Origin of the sequence: Arthrobacter sp. OV608 (assembly GCA_900110595.1) — a bacterium.
In the GTDB taxonomy this organism is placed as follows: domain Bacteria; phylum Actinomycetota; class Actinomycetes; order Actinomycetales; family Micrococcaceae; genus Arthrobacter.
Window position 1 is genome coordinate 1 of record FOEZ01000002.1, and the last position, 19,564, is coordinate 19,564.

At 66.0% G+C, this 19,564-nt stretch carries 16 protein-coding genes, 2 tRNA genes and 1 pseudogene; 6 read left to right on the forward strand and 13 right to left on the reverse strand.

The window, feature by feature from the left end:
• Positions 1-265: pseudogene (locus BMX78_RS22990) on the forward strand (IS256 family transposase); the annotation flags it as partial.
• 114 nt (positions 266-379) lie between these two features.
• Here the strand turns inward: BMX78_RS22990 and BMX78_RS02770 are convergent.
• The 4 genes from BMX78_RS02770 to BMX78_RS02785 form a co-directional block, all read right to left on the reverse strand.
• A tRNA-Met gene (locus BMX78_RS02770) sits at positions 380-453 on the reverse strand.
• A 61-nt stretch (positions 454-514) separates the two neighbouring features.
• Positions 515-586, reverse strand: a tRNA-Thr gene (locus tag BMX78_RS02775).
• A gap of 292 nt (positions 587-878) precedes the next feature.
• Entirely contained in the window at positions 879-3,011 is a 2,133-nt protein-coding gene (locus BMX78_RS02780; RefSeq protein ID WP_091416095.1) for a DEAD/DEAH box helicase, read from the reverse strand.
• A 405-nt stretch (positions 3,012-3,416) separates the two neighbouring features.
• Positions 3,417-4,073, reverse strand: a complete 657-nt coding sequence (locus BMX78_RS02785) for an MOSC domain-containing protein (protein ID WP_091416098.1) — start codon at positions 4,071-4,073, stop codon at positions 3,417-3,419.
• A gap of 170 nt (positions 4,074-4,243) precedes the next feature.
• On the opposite strand from BMX78_RS02785, the gene BMX78_RS02790 reads away from it, so the two are divergent.
• The 4 genes from BMX78_RS02790 to BMX78_RS02805 are packed head-to-tail and all read left to right on the forward strand — an operon-like array spanning position 4,244 to position 8,820.
• Positions 4,244-4,903 (forward strand): Tat pathway signal protein, encoded by a 660-nt coding sequence (locus BMX78_RS02790; protein WP_091416100.1) that lies wholly within the window; start codon positions 4,244-4,246, stop codon positions 4,901-4,903.
• 2 nt (positions 4,904-4,905) lie between these two features.
• Complete coding sequence (locus BMX78_RS02795) at positions 4,906-6,117, forward strand: glutathionylspermidine synthase family protein (protein ID WP_091416103.1); 1,212 nt, start codon at positions 4,906-4,908, stop codon at positions 6,115-6,117.
• A 31-nt stretch (positions 6,118-6,148) separates the two neighbouring features.
• On the forward strand, positions 6,149-7,648 hold the full coding sequence (locus tag BMX78_RS02800; protein WP_091416105.1) for an APC family permease: 1,500 nt from the start codon (positions 6,149-6,151) through the stop codon (positions 7,646-7,648).
• Positions 7,645-8,820 carry an acyl-CoA dehydrogenase family protein gene (locus BMX78_RS02805; protein WP_091416108.1) on the forward strand — a complete coding sequence of 392 codons (1,176 nt, stop codon included), beginning with the start codon at positions 7,645-7,647 and terminating at the stop codon, positions 8,818-8,820. Before BMX78_RS02800 ends, BMX78_RS02805 begins: the two co-directional genes overlap by 4 nt.
• An 83-nt stretch (positions 8,821-8,903) precedes the next feature.
• On the opposite strand, the gene BMX78_RS02810 is transcribed toward BMX78_RS02805, so the two are convergent.
• The 7 genes from BMX78_RS02810 to BMX78_RS02840 all read right to left on the reverse strand — a co-directional run bounded on the left by BMX78_RS02810 (position 8,904) and on the right by BMX78_RS02840 (position 15,520).
• Positions 8,904-9,701: an alpha/beta fold hydrolase gene (locus BMX78_RS02810; RefSeq protein WP_091416110.1), complete on the reverse strand. Its 798-nt coding sequence runs from the start codon at positions 9,699-9,701 to the stop codon at positions 8,904-8,906.
• Between the two features lie 46 nt (positions 9,702-9,747).
• Positions 9,748-10,518, reverse strand: a complete 771-nt coding sequence (locus tag BMX78_RS02815; RefSeq protein WP_091416113.1) for an SDR family oxidoreductase — start codon at positions 10,516-10,518, stop codon at positions 9,748-9,750.
• 23 nt (positions 10,519-10,541) lie between these two features.
• On the reverse strand, positions 10,542-11,816 hold the full coding sequence (locus BMX78_RS02820; protein WP_286138785.1) for an MFS transporter: 1,275 nt from the start codon (positions 11,814-11,816) through the stop codon (positions 10,542-10,544).
• A 125-nt stretch (positions 11,817-11,941) separates the two neighbouring features.
• Positions 11,942-12,451, reverse strand: coding sequence for a winged helix-turn-helix transcriptional regulator (locus BMX78_RS02825; protein WP_091416118.1), 510 nt, complete (start codon positions 12,449-12,451; stop codon positions 11,942-11,944).
• A gap of 47 nt (positions 12,452-12,498) precedes the next feature.
• On the reverse strand, positions 12,499-13,662 hold the full coding sequence (locus tag BMX78_RS02830; RefSeq protein ID WP_091416120.1) for a cystathionine gamma-synthase: 1,164 nt from the start codon (positions 13,660-13,662) through the stop codon (positions 12,499-12,501).
• A 38-nt stretch (positions 13,663-13,700) separates the two neighbouring features.
• The gene (locus BMX78_RS02835; RefSeq protein ID WP_091416123.1) at positions 13,701-15,086 is read right to left on the reverse strand and encodes a cystathionine beta-synthase; all 1,386 of its coding nucleotides are present in this window, start codon (positions 15,084-15,086) and stop codon (positions 13,701-13,703) included.
• Positions 15,087-15,127: 41 nt separating this feature from the next.
• Complete coding sequence (locus BMX78_RS02840; protein ID WP_091416125.1) at positions 15,128-15,520, reverse strand: VOC family protein; 393 nt, start codon at positions 15,518-15,520, stop codon at positions 15,128-15,130.
• A 141-nt stretch (positions 15,521-15,661) separates the two neighbouring features.
• On the opposite strand from BMX78_RS02840, the gene BMX78_RS02845 reads away from it, so the two are divergent.
• Positions 15,662-16,645 (forward strand): DNA-3-methyladenine glycosylase family protein, encoded by a 984-nt coding sequence (locus tag BMX78_RS02845; RefSeq protein WP_091416128.1) that lies wholly within the window; start codon positions 15,662-15,664, stop codon positions 16,643-16,645.
• Positions 16,646-16,729: 84 nt separating this feature from the next.
• On the opposite strand, the gene BMX78_RS02850 is transcribed toward BMX78_RS02845, so the two are convergent.
• The gene (locus BMX78_RS02850; RefSeq protein WP_091416131.1) at positions 16,730-17,683 is read right to left on the reverse strand and encodes a hypothetical protein; all 954 of its coding nucleotides are present in this window, start codon (positions 17,681-17,683) and stop codon (positions 16,730-16,732) included.
• Between the two features lie 132 nt (positions 17,684-17,815).
• Positions 17,816-19,537 (reverse strand): AMP-binding protein, encoded by a 1,722-nt coding sequence (locus tag BMX78_RS02855; protein WP_091416134.1) that lies wholly within the window; start codon positions 19,535-19,537, stop codon positions 17,816-17,818.
• Between the last annotated feature and the right edge of the window lie 27 nt (positions 19,538-19,564).

Genomic DNA, 19,564 nt, shown 5'->3' on the forward strand with positions numbered 1-19,564 from the left:
GATCAACGCCGGACTCAAAGACCTGCTCCGCACCCACCGCGGGCTCACCCCGGACCACGCCGCCCGCGCCGTCGACTGGTACCTCTACCTGCGCACCGAGCAACCTCAAGACCCCTGGCAACTGGTACAACCCCGCCACTCGCAACCTCAAAGAAAGAACCCCAGTCGCGCCGATGAACCCATCGGTCCAGCCCTCTATGACACAGCCTTCAGCGCCGAGGAAGGAAACGGAATCCAACAAGGATGGGGCGGACGACGCAGATGACACGCCCAAGCCGTACACACATTTTGGCCGCTAACCCCGTTTTGTCCTATAACCCTGATTGCCTGCAAACAGGAAAGCCCCCGGAATCTCGGGGGATTCCGGGGGCTTAGCCTGTAGCGGTGGGGAGGCTCGATCTCCCGACCTCACGATTATGAGTCGTGCGCTCTAACCAACTGAGCTACACCGCCACGAATGAGAAAAACCTGCGCCAAGCCGGTCAAAACCGCCTTGACACAGGCCCTCATCCAGAGCCCCCCACCGGAATCGATCCGGTGACCTCGTTCTTACCAAGAACGCGCTCTACCACTGAGCTAGGGGGGCAACGAGTAAATACTCTACCGGAAGATTTCACCACCAACAAATCGGGCTCCGGGGCGGTTCCGGTGCGGTGCAACACTTGCATTTCGCCCTGAAATATCCGCCATTTTCCGCGCCAGTGCTGGGATCTACGGGCGTGCGGGAAACCGCCGGGACCAGGGCTGCGGCAGGCTATGTCGCCGTTCGAAGGCCCCGATGTGTCGAGTCCCACATCCTGCCATACCCGTTAAATGCCGATGGGCCGGCTCGAAAGCCGGCCCATCGGGGGAAATCCGTCAATTAGAAGCTGACGGGTTTACCACTTGCCCTTGCGGTTGAAGTCGCGCTGGCCGCCCTCGTTGCCGTGGCGGGGCTTGCGGGAGCCGTCGCCGTGGCCGCCGAAGCGGGAGTCGCTGGCCTGGCCGCGGCTGGAACCGCTGTCGGCACCAAAGCTGCGCTCCGAACGCTCGCTGTACGAACGGCCGCCGCGGTCCGCAGAGCCGCGCTCGCCGTCGTTCTTCCGGAACTCCTTTTTGAAACCGCCGTTGCCCTTGAAGTTGCCGCCCCGGTCGCCGCCGCGGCTGCCCTGGTAGGCGCCGCGGTCACCGGAAGGCTTGCGGCCGTTGTCCAGCTCGAGGTGGATCAGCTCGCCGCCGATCCGGGTGCGGGACAGGGCACGCAACTGCTCGGGGCTGAGGTCCGCCGGCAATTCCACAAGGGAGTGGTCCGAGCGGATGTCGATCCCGCCGATCTGCGCCGAGGAGATGCCGCCTTCGTTGGCGATAGCGCCCACGATGGAACCGGGCATGACGCGCTGGCGGCGTCCCACGGCGATCCGGTAGGTGGCATTGCCTTCGGTCAGTGTGCGGGTAGGCCCGCGAGAGCCGAAGCCGTCCTTGGAGCGCTCGCGCTTCTGGAACTCGGGAGCTGCCGGCAGTTCCTTGACCAGCAGCGGCTGCCCGCCCTGCGCCATCACGGCAAGGGCTGCCGCGATTTCCGAAGCCGGAACGTTGTGCTCTTCCTCGTAAGAGGCGATGAGGTCACGGAACGGGGCGACGTCCTCGGAGGCCAGGGTCTCCGTGATGCGCTCGGCGAACTTGCCCAGGCGCAGCGTGTTCACGGTCTCGGCCGTCGGCAGGTGCATCTGCTCGACCGGCTGGCGGGTGGCCTTCTCAATGGAACGCAGCAGGTACTTCTCGCGCGGGGTCATGAACAGGATGGCATCGCCGGAACGGCCTGCACGGCCGGTGCGGCCGATGCGGTGGACGTAGGACTCCGTGTCGTGCGGGATGTCGTAGTTGATCACGTGGCTGATGCGTTCCACGTCAAGGCCACGGGCGGCGACGTCGGTAGCAACGAGGATGTCGATGCGGCCTTCCTTCAGCGCGTCCACAGTGCGTTCACGCTGCTGCTGCGGAATGTCACCGTTGATCGCTGCAGCCTGGAAACCGCGGGACTTCAGCTTGTCAGCCAGGTCCTCGGTGGCCATCTTGGTGCGCACGAAGGCGATAACGCCGTCGAACTCTTCCACCTCGAGGATGCGGGTCATCGCGTCCAGCTTGTGCGGGCCCATGACCTGCAGGTACCGCTGGCGGGTGTTGGCGCCGGTGGTGGTCTTGGACTTCACCGAGATCTCGGCCGGGTTGTTCAGGTACTGCTTGGACATCCGGCGGATCTGGCTGGGCATGGTGGCGGAGAACAGCGCGACCTGGCGGTCCGAGGGGGTCTGCTGGAAGATCTGCTCCACGTCTTCGGCGAAGCCCATGCGGAGCATCTCGTCAGCTTCGTCCAGCACCAGGTACTGCAGCTCGGAGAGGTCCAGGGAGCCCTTGGAAATGTGGTCGATCACGCGGCCGGGGGTACCGACGACCACCTGGGCGCCGCGGCGCAGGCCGGCCAGCTGGGGGCCGTAGGCGGAACCGCCGTACACGGGCAGCACGGTGAAGTCATCAATGTGCTTGGCGTAGGAGGTGAAGGCCTCGGCCACCTGGAGCGCGAGCTCACGGGTGGGGGCCAGCACCAGGGCCTGCGTCTTGCGGGACGGGCCGTTGAGGTCGTGGAGTTCGGCCAGGCGGGACAGTGCCGGTACTGCGAATGCTGCAGTCTTACCGGTGCCGGTCTGGGCGAGGCCAACCACGTCGCGGCCTTCGAGCAGCAGCGGGATGGTGGCTGCCTGGATGGGTGAGGGCTTCTCGTAGCCAACATCCTGCAGGGCAGCCAGGACGCGGCCGTCGATGCCGAGATCGGCGAAGCGTACGCCGTCCTCTTCGGATTCCTCAGCCTTGGCGGCGGGAGCCTCGGCGGCCGGAGTTTCAACTGCCGGTGCGGAAGTCTCGGCTGCAGGCTCAGCAGGCTCTGCTGCGGGGATAGCGGCCTCGGTGAATTCGACGGCTGCGGTCTCGACGCTGGTGTTCTGGGCGTCGATGGTTTCGTTTTGATTTTCGGGCATAGGGAAATATTCCTCATCCATAGGGGGCCAGGCGGCACTACCCGAGGTGAGCGGAGCCGCAGTACGTGTGCCGTGGATGCCGGGCAAACGTTGACCGGCCGGTCACAGAAGTCCGGCGCTTTCGCAATCCCGTGGCAGGACTTCGCGCTGCATCTCTTGGCTGCTATCCCAGCAGTCTGTACAGCGTTTTCTTTAGCCGGCTCTCCCTATGAAAATGCCCGCATCACAGTTGCGGGCCCCAACACTTGCCAGTCCTGCCTCAAAAATTGGGCAGGAATAAGGGATTTCCGGAGTGGGGGATGTTTCAAGTGTAAGGTACGCAGGTGCCGCAGCGGAAATTGAGTGCACGACGGCGGGCGGTGAGCTTGCGCACATGCCTCACCGTCCAGCTGCTGCTGCAGGACCCTACCGCGCCAGCTGCCGCTCCAGCGCCTCGAACTTCTTCCTGAACTCGGGCTGCTGAAGACGGATCCCGCCGTCGGCGTCGGCATCCTTCAGCGCCTCCATGGACTCAAGGTCCGGCTCGCTGAACCACTTGCCCACCGTGACGCCGTGCTTCGGGACGTACAGCTTGTGGATATGGTCGCCGGCCCGGATGGTGCCTACCTTGATGACGCGGAGGTAGGCACCCACGCGTCCTTCGCCGGTGAACCGCTTGAGGAACTGGGGCTCCCCCATCCGCCGCTGGAACGTGGCGCAGGGCGTGCGCGGCGAGGTGACCTCAACTTCCACGTCCAGGCCGATCTTCCAGCGTTCCCCGATCACGGCGTTGGTGGGCTCGATCCCGGCCACCCGGAGGTTCTCGCCGAAGATTCCGGGCGGGAGCTCGCGTTGCAGTTCCGCCGTCCAGTAATCGGCGTCGGCCTGCGAGTAGGCGTAAATGGCCTGGTCCGGTCCGCCGTGATGAACACGGTTGGCCTGGATGTCGCCCTGGAGGCCCAGCTTGTGCACCTTCACCGGCCCGTCCACCGCACGCTTGTCGATGGCCGTGACTCCCACATTCGAAGAGTCCGGGACAAGCTGGTGGACGCGGCAGACGGCAAGTACTGAGGCGGTTTCCATGGCACCAGTGTAGGGATCCCTTCGCCGTCTGGGGTGGCTGCCGCCACCGTGGGGAGTTCTTGCGGGCTATCTGCTCGCAGCCGGGGCCGGCAGGGATTACGCTGATTCGAGGATTGCAATTGGGGGTGCAGCGCTGTGCCCAATTCACGTGGACTACTGAGGGGGACGCCATGGACCCGAACAAAGATCCGGAGCGCGAGCCGCAACGCGACGCCGGCAAGGGCGCGGGCGGCAGCGATGCCGGAGCCAGCCCGGGCAAAGCGGCAGGCCAGCCGAGCGATGCTCCCGGCGGGGACGGGGCGCCCAAACCTCCCCCCTGGCAGGTTCCCAAGCCTGAACTGCGTCCCGACCTCCTGAACCAGCCCGTCACCCCGGCGGATCCGTTCGCCCGGGACCGCGAAAAGCAGCTCAACGAGGCCGCCGCACGGAAGAAGCGCTCCCAGCGGCGGACCGTGGTGGTGGGACTGGGCGTCACGGCACTGCTCGCCGGAACCATCACCGCCGTCGTGGCAAGCAACCAGGACGACCCCGAATACGCGCAGGTCTGCTTCAACGATGAAACCGGCGAGCGCGTGGACGACAACAATTGCAACAGCTCCGCAGGGAGGGGCGGCGGGATCTACGCCTGGTACTTCTTCTCCCGCGGCGCCTATGTCCCGCCCTTGGGGCAGAACCGCTCCACCGCCCCCAGCTACACCAGGACGGTGCCCAGTGGCGCGAAGGCGTCCACGGGGTACAGCACCCAGGGCGGCACTGTGAGCCGGGGCGGATTCGGCACTACCGCGAAGAGCGGTACCAGTGGCGGCGGCGGCAAAGTCTCGGGGGGTTAGGCGTGAAGCGGTTGTTAAGCGAGCCCAGGCCCGGATGGAAGCAGAAGATCGAGGAACAGGGCCTGGTGTTCTCCACCACCACCATGGACGACGGGCGGAAGATCGAATACTGGAACGAGTCCGCGTACTACGAATTCACCACTGACGAGGTGGAAACCCTTGAGGTAGCCGCCGAGGACATGCACAAAATGTGCCTGGAGGCAGCACGGTTCCTGGCCACCGGGGCCATGGGGGACATTGGCATCGGTCCCCAGGCCCTGGAGTTGGCCGCGGCCTCCCTGCAGGCGGCGGACGTGGACGTCTACGGCCGGTTCGACTTCATCTACGACGGGCAGGGCGGCCCGGCCAAAATGCTGGAGTACAACGCCGACACTCCCACCGGACTGATTGAGGCCGCCGTCGCCCAGTGGTTCTGGCTGCAGGACGTCTTCCCTGGGAAGGACCAGTGGAACGGCATCCACGAAGCGTTGATCCGGCAGTGGAAAAAGTTCCAGTTCCGCACCGGCATGAGCACCCTGCACGTCGCGCACTCGGAAGTTGAGGAGTCCGGCGAGGACTGGATGACCGCCGCCTACATGCGGGACGTCGCCAGCCAGGCCGGCTGGACCACCATCGGCATCAACATGTCCGATATCGGCTGGGACCCCAACCTGAACCGCTTTGTGGACCTGGACAACTTCATGATCAGCACCATCTTCAAGCTGTACCCGTGGGAGCTGATGATGAAGGAACCGTTCGGCCACCGCCTGCTCGAACGCGCCCACAACCCCCGCTGGGTGGAGCCGGCCTGGAAGATGCTGCTCTCCAACAAAGCACTCCTGGCCGCCCTGTGGCACCTCTATCCGGAGCATCCCAACCTGCTCCCCGCATACCTGAACGAGCCCGGTCCCTTGAAGGAGTGGGTGGCCAAGCCCCTGCACGGCCGCGAAGGCGACAACATCCGGATCCACGCCCAGGGCATCAACCTTGAGCAGCCCGGCGGCTACGGCCGTGAAGGCTGGTGCTACCAGCAGTACCATCCGCTGCCGGACTTCGACGGCAACCATCCCGTCCTTGGCCTGTGGGTGGTGGACGGCGAATCCGTGGGCTGCGGCATCCGCGAATCGGACGGCCCGGTCACGGACTATTTCTGCAGGTTCGTGCCCAACACCATTGACGCCCCGGCCCCGCTCTCGGCCGCGGCCAATTCCAGCAAGGCAGGTATCGCCCTATGAGCCCCCTGACATTTCCGGCCCCGGTGGCAGCATGAGCACAGAGATCACGACGGCGGGAGGCCCGGGCGGAGCGTCCGGCGTCCCGGCCAAGGGACTCCGGGCCGGCATCCTGGACCTCGGCGACTCCGTCATGCTGGGCCTGGCCTCCACCGCGCCGGTGTATTCACTGGCCGCCACCCTGGGACTGATCGTGGCAGTGAACGGGGACTACACTCCCCTGATCCTGCTTATCGGTTTTATCCCGGTCCTGTTCATCGCCTACGCCTTCCGGGAACTGAACAGCGCCATCCCGGACTGCGGCACCACATTCACCTGGTCCCGGCGCGCCTTCGGACCGTGGGCAGGCTGGCTGGGCGGCTGGGGTGTTGCGCTCGCAGGCATCATCGTCCTGGCCAACCTCGCCCAGGTGGCGGGCCAGTACCTGTGGCTGCTGGTGGGTGACGGCACGCTGGCCGAAAACAAAGTACTGGTGACCGCCACGGGCGTGCTGTTCATCGCCGTGATGACGCTGGTCAATTACCGCGGCATCCGCCTGGGCGAGCACGTGCAGCGTGTCCTGACGTATGTGCAGTACATATCGCTGGGCATTTTCGCAGTGGCCATCGTGGTGGGAATCATCAGGGGTTCAGCCAGTGGCGAGACCACCATCCAGCCCTTCGATTTTGAGTGGTTCAACCCCGCCGGTGCTTTCGCGGACCCGGGCGCCGTGGTGCACGGCGCCCTGTTGGCCTTGTTTATTTATTGGGGCTGGGACACGTGCCTGGCAGTGAACGAGGAAACAGAGAACCCCTCCACCACTCCGGGCCGTGGGGCAGTGATCTCCGCGTTCGTCCTGGTGGCCATCTACGTGTCCGTTGCGCTCCTGGTGATGATGTACGCCACGGTGGGCACGGAAGGAATCGGGCTCGGCAACGAGGCGAACCAGGACGATGTCTTCCTGGCCATGAAGGACGTGGTGCTGGGCCCGTGGGGCTGGCTGATCGTCGTCGCGGTGCTGGCTTCCGTGTTGTCCTCCACCCAGACCACCATCCTGCCCACCGCCCGAGGCACCCTGTCCATGGGCGTCCACGGCGCCCTGCCCGCCAAGTTCGGCGAGGTGCACCCAAAGAACCAGACGCCCGGCTTCTCCACCCAGGTGATGGGCGGCGCGGCCATTGCCTACTACGTGGCCATGAGCTTCCTCAGCGAAAATCTGCTCTCGGACTCCATCAGCGCCATCAGCCTCTTCATCGCCTTTTACTACGCCCTGACCGGCTTTGCCTGCTTCTGGTTCTTCCGGAATACGCTCCGGCAGTCGGCGCGCAACCTGTGGTTCCGGGGCATCCTGCCGCTCGTGGGTGCGCTGCTGCTGACCGGTGCCTTCTTCGTTTCAGCGGTACAGATGTGGGACCCGGCGTACGGCGATACCCGGATCTTCGGCGTCGGCGGTGCCTTTGTCAGCGGCGTGGTGCTCCTGGCCCTGGGTGTGGTCCTCGCGGTCGTCTGCCGGTTCCTGCCCGCCACCCGGAGCTACTTTGTGGGGAAACCGTGACACCTGACCCGTCTGACGTCCTTGCCCTTGACTCCCTTCTGACCACGGACGAACTTGCCCTCCGGCAGAAGGTCCGGGACTTTACGGACCAGCGCATGAGGCCGGACATCGCGCGCTGGTATGAGGACGCCGTCTTTCCCCTCGAGCTCGCACCGGAACTGGGTGAGCTCGGGGTCCTGGGGATGCACTTGAAGGGCTACGGCTGCCCCGGCCGGACCGCCGTCGAATACGGCCTGGCGGCGATGGAACTGGAAGCCGGGGACTCCGGAATCCGCACGTTCGTCTCGGTGCAGGGTTCGCTGGCCATGACCGCCATCCACACATGGGGCTCGGAGGACCAGAAGCAGGAGTGGCTCCCCCGGATGGCCGCCGGGGAAGTCATCGGCTGCTTTGCGCTGACCGAGCCCACCGCCGGTTCCGATCCCTCCTCGATGACCACGTATGCCCGACGCGACGGGTCCGGTGACGACGCCGGCTGGGTGCTGAACGGGGCCAAGCGGTGGATCGGGCTCGCTTCGGTGGCCGGGGTCATGGTGGTGTGGGCCATGACGGACGACGGCGTGCACGGCTTCCTGGTGCCGGCCGGAACTCCTGGCGTGGCTGCCACGCCGATCGCGCAGAAGCTGTCCATGCGTGCGTCCATCCAGTGTGATGTGGTGTTCGACGACGTCCGGCTGGGTCCGGAGGCCCTGCTCCCGGCGGCGCGCGGCCTGGGCGGGCCGTTCACCTGCCTGAACGAAGCGCGGTACGGCATCGCCTGGGGCGCCATGGGCGCTGCCCGCGATTCCTACCAGGCGGCACTGGCGTATTCTCAGGAGCGGCTCCAGTTCGGCAAGCCGCTGGCCGGGTACCAGCTGACCCAGGAAAAGCTGGTGAACATGCTGGTGGAGATCCAGAAGGGCACGCTGCTGGCGCTGCACCTGGGCCGGCTCAAGGACGCCGGTGTCCCACGGCCTGAGCAGATCTCGCTGGGCAAGCTGAACAACGTCCGCGAGGCCATTAAAGTAGCTCGCGAGGCCCGGTCCATCCTGGGCGGCAACGGGATCACGCTGGACTACCCGCCCCTGCGGCACGCGGCCAACCTGGAGTCGGTGCGCACCTATGAGGGCACCGACGAGGTGCACACCCTGATCCTCGGCCAGCACATCACCGGCTTGGGCGCCTTCCGCTGACCCATGCATCCCAACTAGGTAGCGCTAAGTGTCGTTCTGGAGCGCCAAAACGACACTTAGCGCTACTCAGTTGGGTGCGGGGTTTATGCGGGACCCTGCAGGAAGCGGCGGACCTCGGCATTGAACGCGTCGGGTGCTTCGGCGAACACCAGATGTCCGGCGCCGGGAATCACCGTCAGCTCTGCCCCGGGTATCTGCCGGTGGAGCTCATGCGCCACCGGCAGCGGTGAGCGCTGGTCCTCCTCGCCGTAGATCAGGAGGGTGGGAACAGTAATCGTGGGCAGGAGGTGGCGGTAGTCCGCGCGTCCGCTCGCGCTGAGCAGTGCCCGCAGGCTTGCCGGGCGGACATCGAGCATGATGGCGGCAATCTCGGCGACTGCAGCGGGGTTGGCGGCGGGCGTGAAGAGGGTGGGCAGCCACTCGTGCACGAACTTTCCCGGCGGCTCCCCGATTTCCGCTTCCACCATGGCAATCCGGCGGTCTACTTCCTCCGGCGGCAGCGACCCTGCCCAGCCTGCATAGGCCGATACCAGCAGCAATGACGCAGGGACGTCCGGGTACCCCTTGTATAACTCAAGCGCCACCATGGAGCCCCAGGACAGGCCCAGGATATGTGGCTTTCCCTTGCCGCGGACGGCCTGCTCCACGAAGCCGGCGGCGAGCAGGCCCAGGTCCGGGGCCGAGAGGTCCGGTGCCGGGTCATCGGACTGGCCGCATCCGGGAGCGTCCCAGGCGATCACGGTGAAGTCCCGGGAGAGGTCCTCCAGTTGCTGACGCCAAATCCTGCTGTCATCGCCTGCACCATGGAAGAGGACCAGCGGCGGCCCGCTGCCCACCTGCTGGTAAGCAATCCTGAGTCCGGCTACCTCAACGGCGTCCATATCCGCGATTGTAGGACTGCGAAGGCCTGTTGCCTACGAGCAGGCGTCAGGCCGAGAAACCGCCGTCGGCCTTGATCAGCTGGCCGGAGACCCAGCGGCCGGCCGGTGAGAGCAGGAATGCGACAGTACCGGCCACGTCCGCGGGGGTGCCCAGCCGGCCGGTGGGCTGCTGCGCCGTCAGTGCTGAGCGGACCTCGTCGTCCATCCAGCCTGTGTCCACGGGCCCGGGGTTCAGGACGTTGGCGGAGATACCCATCGGCCCCAGCTCCCGCGCCGCGGCAATCACGATCCTGTCCAGGGCCCCCTTCGACGCGCCGTAGGGAAGGTTGAACGCTGTGTGGTCACTGGTCAGCGCCACGATCGCGCCGCCGTCGTCCGTCACGTGCCGGGCGAAGGCGGCAATCAGCTGCCAGCTGGCACGCGTATTAACGGCAAAGTGGCGCTCGAAGGATTCCAGGCTCGTGTCCAGGATCCCCGAATCAACGGACTCGGCGTGGCTGAGCACCAGGCCTTGCAGCGGCCCTGCCAGCCGGACGGCTTCGGCGAGCAACTGCTCTGCGGCGGCCGGGTCCTCCAGGTCGGCCGGCAGGGTATGCACCTGGGCACCGATCGCCTCCAGCTCGGCGGTCAGGCGCACGACGTCGTCCGGTTCGCTCCCCCACGGCATCCGGGCATCGTAGTCCTGCCAGTAGGCCAGGACCAGGTCCCAGCCTTCGGCCGCCAGTTGCCGGGCGATTCCGGCACCGATGCCGGCAAGGCGGCCGGCGCCCGTGATCAAGGCCGTGTTGCGGGCAGCGCCTGGCGCAAGGGGTTCCATGGCACCAGCCTAGTGGCGCGGCGTTAAGCCACGGGGACGGGCTCTTCCCGCGGGGCGGCGTGCCTGCGGATGGTGGCGCTGATGACCGCGGCGATGGTGCACATGGCCGCCGCGCCGAACCAGGCGTAGGTGTACTGTCCGGTGGAGTCCCGGATGGCGCCGGCGGCCAGGGCCGCGGCGGCGGCCCCGAGCTGGTGCGCGGCGAACACCCAGCCGAACACCACGCTGCCGTCCGCGCCGAAGGTTTCCCGGCAGATGGCGGCGGTGGGCGGGACGGTGGCCACCCAGTCCAGGCCGTAGATCACCACGAAAACGATCATGCTGGGCTGCACCTCGGCGTTCAGCAGCAGGGGCAGCACCAGCAGGCCGATGCCCCGGAACTGGTAGTAGACAGCCAACAGGATGCGGGGGTTGAACCGGTCGGTCAGCCAGCCGGAGGCGATGGTGCCCACAATATCGAAGATCCCGACGACGGCGAGCAGCCCCGCGGCGGTGGTTTCGGCCATCCCGTGGTCGTGGGCGGAGGGGATGAAGTGCGTGCCGATCAACCCGTTGGTGGTGGCACCGCAGATCGCGAAGCCGGCCACCAGGGCCCAGAAGGTGCGTACCTTGCTGGCCCGCTTCAGCACCTGCAGGGCGCGCATAGCGGCGTTGGCGCGGGGACCGCTGTCCACGGGCGGTGCCTTGGGGGTTCCTGCACCGGGCTGTTCCGCACCGTATGGCAGCGCACCGGCGTCGGCGGGCGAGTTCTTGAGGAACTTCAGCACCAGCGGGACCACCGCCAGGGCACCTGCCGCGATGAGTAGCGATGCCTGCCGCCAACCCGGATCCTGGGCGAGCACGGCGATGAACGGGAGGAAGACGAGCTGGCCGGCGGCGCTTCCTGCGGTGAGGATACCGATCACGAGCCCACGGTTTTTGACGAACCAGGTATTGGCGATGGTCGCAGCGAACACCAGCGCCATGGACCCGGTGCCCAGCCCGATCAGCAGGCCCCACGTCAGCAGGATCTGCCATGACTGGTTCACCAGCACCGTGAGCGCACTGCCGGCACCGATCAGCACCAGCGCCGTTGCCGTCACCGCCCGGATGCCAAAGCGCTCCATCAGCGCCGCGGCGAACGGCGCCGTCAGCCCGAACAGGACCAGGTTGATGCTGACGGCCCCGGACAACACCGTGGTGGACCACCCGAATTCCTGCTGCAGGGGCACCATCAGCACGCCCGGAGCAGCCCGGAAACCGGCCGCTCCCACCAGCGCGAGGAACGCGACGGCGGCAACGATCCAGGCCGGGTGCAGGCGCCGCCGCCGCGGCGGATTGTCCTGCGGGCGGACGACGGCGGATGCGGCATTGGCGCTTCCGTCGCCAGGGAGCCGGCTGGCGGCCGGTGCTGTGGTGCTTCCGTGGGTGGGCTTGTCGTCGCTCACGCGGCTGTTCCCTTCGGGGATCCGGCGGTGGCGAGCTCCACCGGCGATGTTGTCCTGGTCTGGCTGTGCCAGCTGGTGTTGGCCGCGGTCAGGCGGTCACCGCAGTGGGTGCAGGTATCGGCGGAGCTGGTTCGCTGCCCGCAGCCCGAATGGATGACGTACATGTGGGCCTGCTCGGACGGGGCGGGCAAGTGTTTCTCCGACCAGATGGTGACAGCGTTCAGCACCGGGAGGGCGTCTTCGCCCTTCTCCGTGAGGACATACTCGCCCCTGGTGCGGCCGCCGTCGTCGTACGCCCTTTTGGTCAGCAGCCCCGACTCCACGAGGCCGGCCAGGCGTTTGGTGAGCACGGAGTCGGCCACCTCCAGCCGGGACTTCATCGCGTCGAAGCGCCCGTTTCCGAAGAACACTTCCCGGAGAACCAGGATGGTCCAGGGATCACCGAGGATATCCAGGCCACGGGCCATGCTGCAGTTACGCCGGGACCAGTCAGATCGGAGTGCCATATCGGGACCCTAGCTGACTTTCTTGAAGAAAGCCAGCACGAGCGCCCTTAAGGGATGGACGAGAACGCCTGCTCGAGGTCCGCCACCAGGTCCTCCACGTCCTCTATGCCGCACGACAGCCGGAGGAGGTTCACCGGGACAGCGAGCTCGGTGCCCTTGACAGACGCGTGCGTCATTTCTGACGGGTAGTTCATCAGCGATTCGATTCCGCCCAGGGACTCAGCCAGGGTGAACACCGAGGTTGATTCGGCCACCTTCCGGGCAGCCGCTTCACCGCCTTTGAACTGCACGGACACCATGCCGCCGAAGCTGCGCATCTGCTTCTTCGCGAGCTCGTGGCCGGGGTGGGACGGCAGCCCCGGGTACAGGACAGCCTCAACTTCGGGGCGCTCCAGCAGCCATTCGGCAACCGCCTGGCCGTTGAGGCTGTGCCGGTCCATCCGCACGCCCAGGGTCTTGAGGCCGCGGGTGGTGAGGAAGGCATCCATCGGACCTGAAACGGCGCCCACGGCGAACTGGACAAAGCCGATCTTCTCAGCCAGTTCGGCGTCCTTGACCACCACGGCGCCGCCCACCACGTCCGAATGCCCGCCGATGTACTTGGTGGTGGAGTGGACCACCACGTCGGCACCCAGGGCGAGCGGAGTCTGCAGGTACGGCGACGCGAAGGTGTTGTCCACGACCAGGAGGGCCCCGGCGTCGTGCGCTATCCCTGCGAGCGCGGCGATGTCTGTGATCTTCATCAGCGGGTTGGACGGCGTCTCCACCCACACAAAGCGGGTCTTGTTGGCGGCGACGGCCTGGCGGACGGCGTCGAGGTTGGCCATGTCCACCGGTGTGTTGCCGATCCCCCAGCCGCCCAGCACGCGGCTGATGAGCCGGTAGGTCCCGCCGTAGGCGTCGTTGCCCAGCACGATGTGGTCGCCGGGCCGGGTCAGGGCGCGGATGAGCGAGTCCTCAGCCGCCAGTCCGGAACTGAAGCTGTAGGCGTGCGTGCCGCCCTCCAAAGCCGCGAGTTGTTCCTGCAGCGCGTCTCTGGTGGGGTTGCCGCCGCGGCCGTACTCGTAGCCGTCGCGGAGCCCGCCGATTCCGTCCTGGGCATAGGTGGAGCTGAAGTGCAGCGGCGGAACCACGGCACCGGTGCGCGGCTCGAAGGGCTGGCCGGCGTGGACGGCGCGGGTGTTGAAACCTTGGTTTTCCGGGAGGGACATGGTGCTCCTTATCGGGCAGGGAGGGTAGGAGGTGCAGGTCAGTTGCTGAGGTAGGCCAGGAGGTCGTGCCGGGTAAGGATACCCACCGGGGCGCCCACGAACGTGACCATCACCGTATCTACGTCCGAGAGCAGCTCCCTCGCGGCAGAGATGGTCTCCAGGGAACCGATGACGGGCAGCTTGGGGCCCATGTGCTCGGCGATCTTGTCCGTCAGCTTGGCCTCCCCGCGGAACAGCTTGGCCGTGAGGCTGCGCTCATCCACCGCACCGAGTACCTCGCCCATGACCACGGGCGGCTCCTGGGACAGGACCGGGATGTGGCTGACACCGAACTCGTTCATGATGTTGATGACGTCGCGGACGGATTCGTTGGGGTGGATGTGCACCAGGTCCGGCAGTTCGCCGTTCTTGGACTTGATCACCTCACCCACGGAGGTTTCCTCGCCGCCGGAGAGGAAACCGTAGGACCGCATCCACTGGTCGTTGAAGATTTTGGCCAGGTAGCCGCGCCCGGAGTCGGGCAGGATCACGACGACGACGGCACTCTCCGACAGGTCCCGCGCCGCCTGCAGCGCGGCTACTACAGCCATGCCCGAGGAGCCGCCCACGAGGAGGCCTTCCTCGCGAGCGAGGCGCCGGGTCATGGCAAACGAGTCCGCGTCGGTGACGGCGATGACCTGGTCCGGGACGGACTTGTCGTAGTTCGCCGGCCACATGTCCTCCCCCACGCCTTCCACAAAGTAGGGGCGTCCGGTGCCTCCGGAGTAGACCGAGCCTTCGGGGTCAGCGCCGATGATCCGGACCAGTCCGCCGTCGGACTCCGGCCTGCCGGCCGAAACCTCCTTGAGGTACCGGCCGGTGCCGGTGATGGTGCCGCCGGTGCCGGCGCCGATCACGCAATGCGTGACTTTGCCGTCGGTATCTCGCCAGATTTCCGGGCCCGTGGTCTCATAATGGCTTCCCGGCGCTGCCGGGTTGGAGAACTGGTCCGGTTTGTAAGCGCCAGGCGTTTCGCGCACCAGCCGGTCCGAGACACCGTAGTAGCTCTGCGGGCTGTCCGGCGGAACGGCCGTAGGCGTCACCACCACTTCCGCGCCGTAGGCCTGCAGGACGGCCCGTTTGTCCTCGCCCACCTTGTCCGGCACCACAAAAATGCACTTGTAGCCCTTCTGCTGGGCGACAAGAGCCAGGCCCACCCCCGTGTTGCCGGAGGTGGGTTCGATGATGGTGCCTCCGGGCTTGAGCTTGCCGTCCCGCTCGGCGTCCTCGATCATTTTGGCCGCGATGCGGTCCTTGATGGATCCGCCCGGGTTCACGTATTCCAGTTTGACCAGGACGGTGGCTTTGATGCCGTCCGTCACGTGGTTGAGCTTGATGAGCGGGGTATTGCCGATGAGGTCCAGGACGGACTGGGCGTACTTCATGAGTACAAAGCTACCGCTTTCGCGGGCGCCTGCCCCGTCAGTCAGCTCCCTGCCGAGGAATCCGTCTGCCAGAGGCCCATGATGTTGCCTTCGGTGTCCTTGAAGTAGGCGTAGTAACCCATGCCGGGAACGGCGTCCTTGGCCTGGGCCACCGAACCGCCGGCGGATTCCACCTGCGCGAGGGCGGCGTCCATGTCCTCGACGTCGATGGTGATGATGGGCGTCCTGAGGTTGTCCGTGCGCGGGAACAGGGCACCGTTGATGGCACCGGGCGCGCTTGGCATCCCTGTTTGCTGGTCTGATGGTGTGGTGATGGCGATGGTGTAGTCCATCCCCTGCATGGGGCTCAGGTTCCAACCGAATGCGCTTTGGTAAAAGCCGTTGGCGCGTTCCTTGTCGTCGGCGGGGATCTCGAAATGCACAACTCCAGCCACTGCATGCTCCTTTGAATGCGAAGTGAAGGCGCGGACGCCCCGCGCCACACCTGGGAGTCTAGTCCTTTGCACGCCGTGGATTAAGGGCCCGGCTGGAACCCCGGCGGGCGCATTGTCCGTGTGCCGTGGGACGATGGCAGTATGACCATTGCAGAGGCACCCGCGCGGCTTTCCGCCGCCGCGGACGCCTCTCTCCGCTGGTATCCGGGCGGCCCGTATGACCTTGCCCGCACCTTGGGCCCGCTCCTGCGCGGCAATAGTGATCCGTCCTTCAGCGTCCAGGGTGGAGTCATCTGGAATGCCTTCACGACGCCGGACGGGCCGGCCACCGTGCGCCTCAGCCCCGCCGGCAGCGCCGAACTCGAGTTCCGGGTGGACGTCCAGGCATGGGGCCCGGGCGCAGGCACCGCCATCGGCTCAGTGCCCCGCCTCATGGGCGCGGAGGATGACTGGAGCGCCTTTGATGCGGCGGCCTTCCACGCCACGCTCCCCCACATGGTCCGGGAGGCGCGGCGGCGGAACCTGGCCCTCCGGTTTCCCTCCACCGGGCGGATGATCGACCAGCTCTTGCCCATCATCCTGGAGCAAAAAGTGACCGTGATCGAGGCCCGCCGGGCCTACCGCTACTTGGTGCACCGCTACGGCTCCCCCGCACCGCAGGCAGGGCTGCTGGCACCCGGTACCCTGATGCTGCCGCCCACCCCAGCACAGTGGGCCCAGATCCCCAGCTGGGAGTGGCACAAGGCGGGCGTGGGACCACAGCGCTCGGCCACCGTGATGCGGGCGCTGCATTCCGCCGTCGCTCTGGAACGGCTGGCGGCACTGCCGGCGCTGGAGGCGGCAGCAAAAATGCAGACCATCCCGGGCATCGGCATCTGGACGGCGGCCGAGGTGGTGCAGCGCACCCACGGCTGCCCGGACTCCATCTCGGTGGGCGACTACCATCTGGCCGCGTACGTCGGCGCGGCGCTGACGGGCCGGCGGACGGACGACGCCGGCATGCTCCGGCTGCTGGCACCCTGGCAGGGGCACCGGCAGCGGGTGGTGCGGATGATCCAGAGCACGGGCTTCCGGAAACCCACCTTCGGCCCGCGGATGACCATCCAGGACCACCGCCGGCACTGATCCGGCCTTCGTTACTGCAACGCGGTCACGCTTAATTACTGCAACGCGGGGTCACTTTTGGCCCAATAAACCCCGATTTTTGGGCTAAATCTGACCCCGCGTTGTTTGAGAAGACCGGTTTTGCGATGATCGGCGTGCTTGTTTCATCCTGGCGATGAGATCCAGGAAGCCGTCGGCGAGGTCGTCCGCGTTTGGCTTGAAATAGGACCAACCGGCGTTGATGAAGAATTCATCGCGGCGATTATCGCGTGACTGCTGCTCCCTCGAACGGTGATGTTCGCCGTCGTACTGCACAGCGATCCGGTACTTCCGATACCCAAGGTCGGCTGCCGGCGACCGCGGATCGTCGGGATCAAGGCGGAGCTGCAGTTCCGGCTCGGGCAGGTGCGCATCCAGTATCGCAAGCCGAAGGAATGTCTCCGGAAAGGAATCAGACCCTACCCGCATCTCGTCAAGGGCGAGACGCGCCTTTTCCACGCCCTTCATGTTGGGATGCTGCCGTATCAGCAGCCGGAGCCCTTCTTTGTAGGCAAACGGCGCGCTGCGGAACTCCAGTTCAGGGCGTGGAATCCGGATCAGCTGGTCTCCCAAGGCCACGAGGTATGGGAGCGGCAACTCATGGGCCAGGTCCAGCCACGTCCTTGCTGGCCCGGTGACCCTGATTCCATCAATCTCCACCACTTCACCAGGGATCATATGCACCCGGTGACCGATGATCCCGGCCCGGCGGACGCGCGGCAGGCTGTGCGGCTTGCTGAGATGGATGCGCGCGTCTTTGCCCAGCCAGGGAGGAAGCCCCAGCCCGCAGAGGATGGCAGCTGTTTCATGGGACACCCAGGCATCCGGGGTCGCCGTGCAAAGCACACGGGCCCGTTCAGCCAGTTCAAGCTCCCGGTCGGCATGGGCCCGAATCAGCCGCCCTGCCCCAACAAGGTCCTTTGCGCGCAAACGCTTTGGCGCAACGCCAAGGTCGCGTGCCTCGTAGATCGTAAAAGGCAGCTTGGCGAGAGTCTCGGGAAGTGGCCTGGCGGTAACCATGGCACCAAGTGTGCACCCCACAAGCAAGACCTTCTGAAGTTATCCACAGGCATAGGTCCATCCATTCAACGCGGGGTCATTTTTGGCCCAAAAAGCCGCGGTTTTTGGGCCAGATCTGACCCCGCGTTGGAGTTAGAGGCCCAGCCTGGCCACGGCTTCCTCGCGCATCTCCACTTTCCGGATCTTCCCGGACACCGTCATGGGGAAGCTGTCCCGTACATCGACGTAGCGGGGAATCTTGTAGTGCGCCAGCTTCCCGCGGCAAAATTCGGCAACGGCGGAAGCGTCCAGCGGTTCAGCACCCGGCTTGAGGATGATGCAGGCCATCAGTTCCTCCCCGTACTTGGCATCCGGCACTCCAATGACCTGCACATCCTGGATGGACGGGTGGGTGTAAAGGAACTCCTCGATTTCGCGCGGATAGATGTTCTCACCGCCCCGGATCACCATGTCCTTGATACGGCCCTCCACCACCACGTAGCCGTCGTCGTCCATGCGGGCCAGGTCACCGGTATGCATCCAACCGTCGGCATCAATGGCCTCGGCGGTCTTGTCCGGCTGGTTCCAGTACCCCTCCATCACGGCGTAGCCCCGGGTGCACAGTTCGCCGATCTGTCCCCTTTCCAGGACCTCATCCGAACCCGGATCAACGATCTTGCTTTCCAGGTGCGGCATGGTCCGGCCCACGGTTTCCGTCCGGTGCTGCAGGGTGTCCCCGTCGCGGGTCATGGTGGACACCGGCGAGGTCTCCGTCATCCCGTAGCAAATGGCCACGTCGCGCATGTTCATCTCCGAGATCACCCTGTTCATCACCTCGATGGGGCACAGCGAACCGGCCATCACGCCAGTGCGGAGCGTGGACAGGTCGTAGGAGGCGAAGTCCGGCAGCGCCAGTTCTGCGATGAACATGGTGGGCACCCCGTACAACGACGTTCCGCCAAAGTCCTGCACCGCTTCCAGCGCCGCGGCCGGGTTGAAGCCCCTGCCCGGGATGATGGTGGCGGCACCGTGGCTCAGGGCGTTCAGGTTGCCGATCACCATGCCGAAGCAGTGATAAAACGGCACCGGAATCACCACCCGGTCGTGCTCCGTGTAGCCCAGCAGCTCCCCGATCGAGTAGCCGTTGTTCAGGATGTTGTGGTGGGTCAGCGTGGCGCCCTTGGGAAAGCCAGTAGTCCCCGAGGTGTACTGGAGGTTGATGGGGTCGTGCGGGCTCAATTCCGCCATGCGCGTCTTCAGCGCGGCATGTCCGACGGCGTCCGCCCGCCGAAGCAGCTCGGCGTACGTCAGTTCCGCATCACTGAGCGGGACGGCGCCGTCGAACCCTTCGCCGCCGGTCTCCTCCCAGCTGGACCCTTTCCCGCCGGCCCCTTCCCCACCGGGTGGGGGCAGGAACACGAGTTCGCGAAGATCCGGGCACTCTGCGAGCGCATGGCGGGCCATCCCCACATAGTCGCTGTTCTGGTCCGAGGGCGCGGCGACCAACATCCGCATCCCGTTCTGCTTGACCACGAACTCCAGCTCGTGGCTGCGGTAGGCGGGATTGACGTTCACCAGGATGGCACCCACCTTGGCCGTTGCGTACTGGAGCAGCGTCCACTCGGCGCAGTTCGGACTCCATATCCCCACCCGCTCCCCTTTGGCGACGCCCATGGCGAGCAGTGCGCGCGCCAGGCGGTCGACGTCGTCGTTCATTTTGGTGTAGCTCCACCGCCTCGCGTCCGCACCGGGCACCGGAGCGGCCTCGATCAGTGCGTCGTGGAGCGGGAACCTGGCCACCATTTTTTCGAAGTTCCCGCCGATGGTCTCCTCGAGCAACGGGACGTCAGTGTCCCCGGCTGTGTAAGCGCGCATGAGGGCACGCTACCAAGCGGCCCCGGG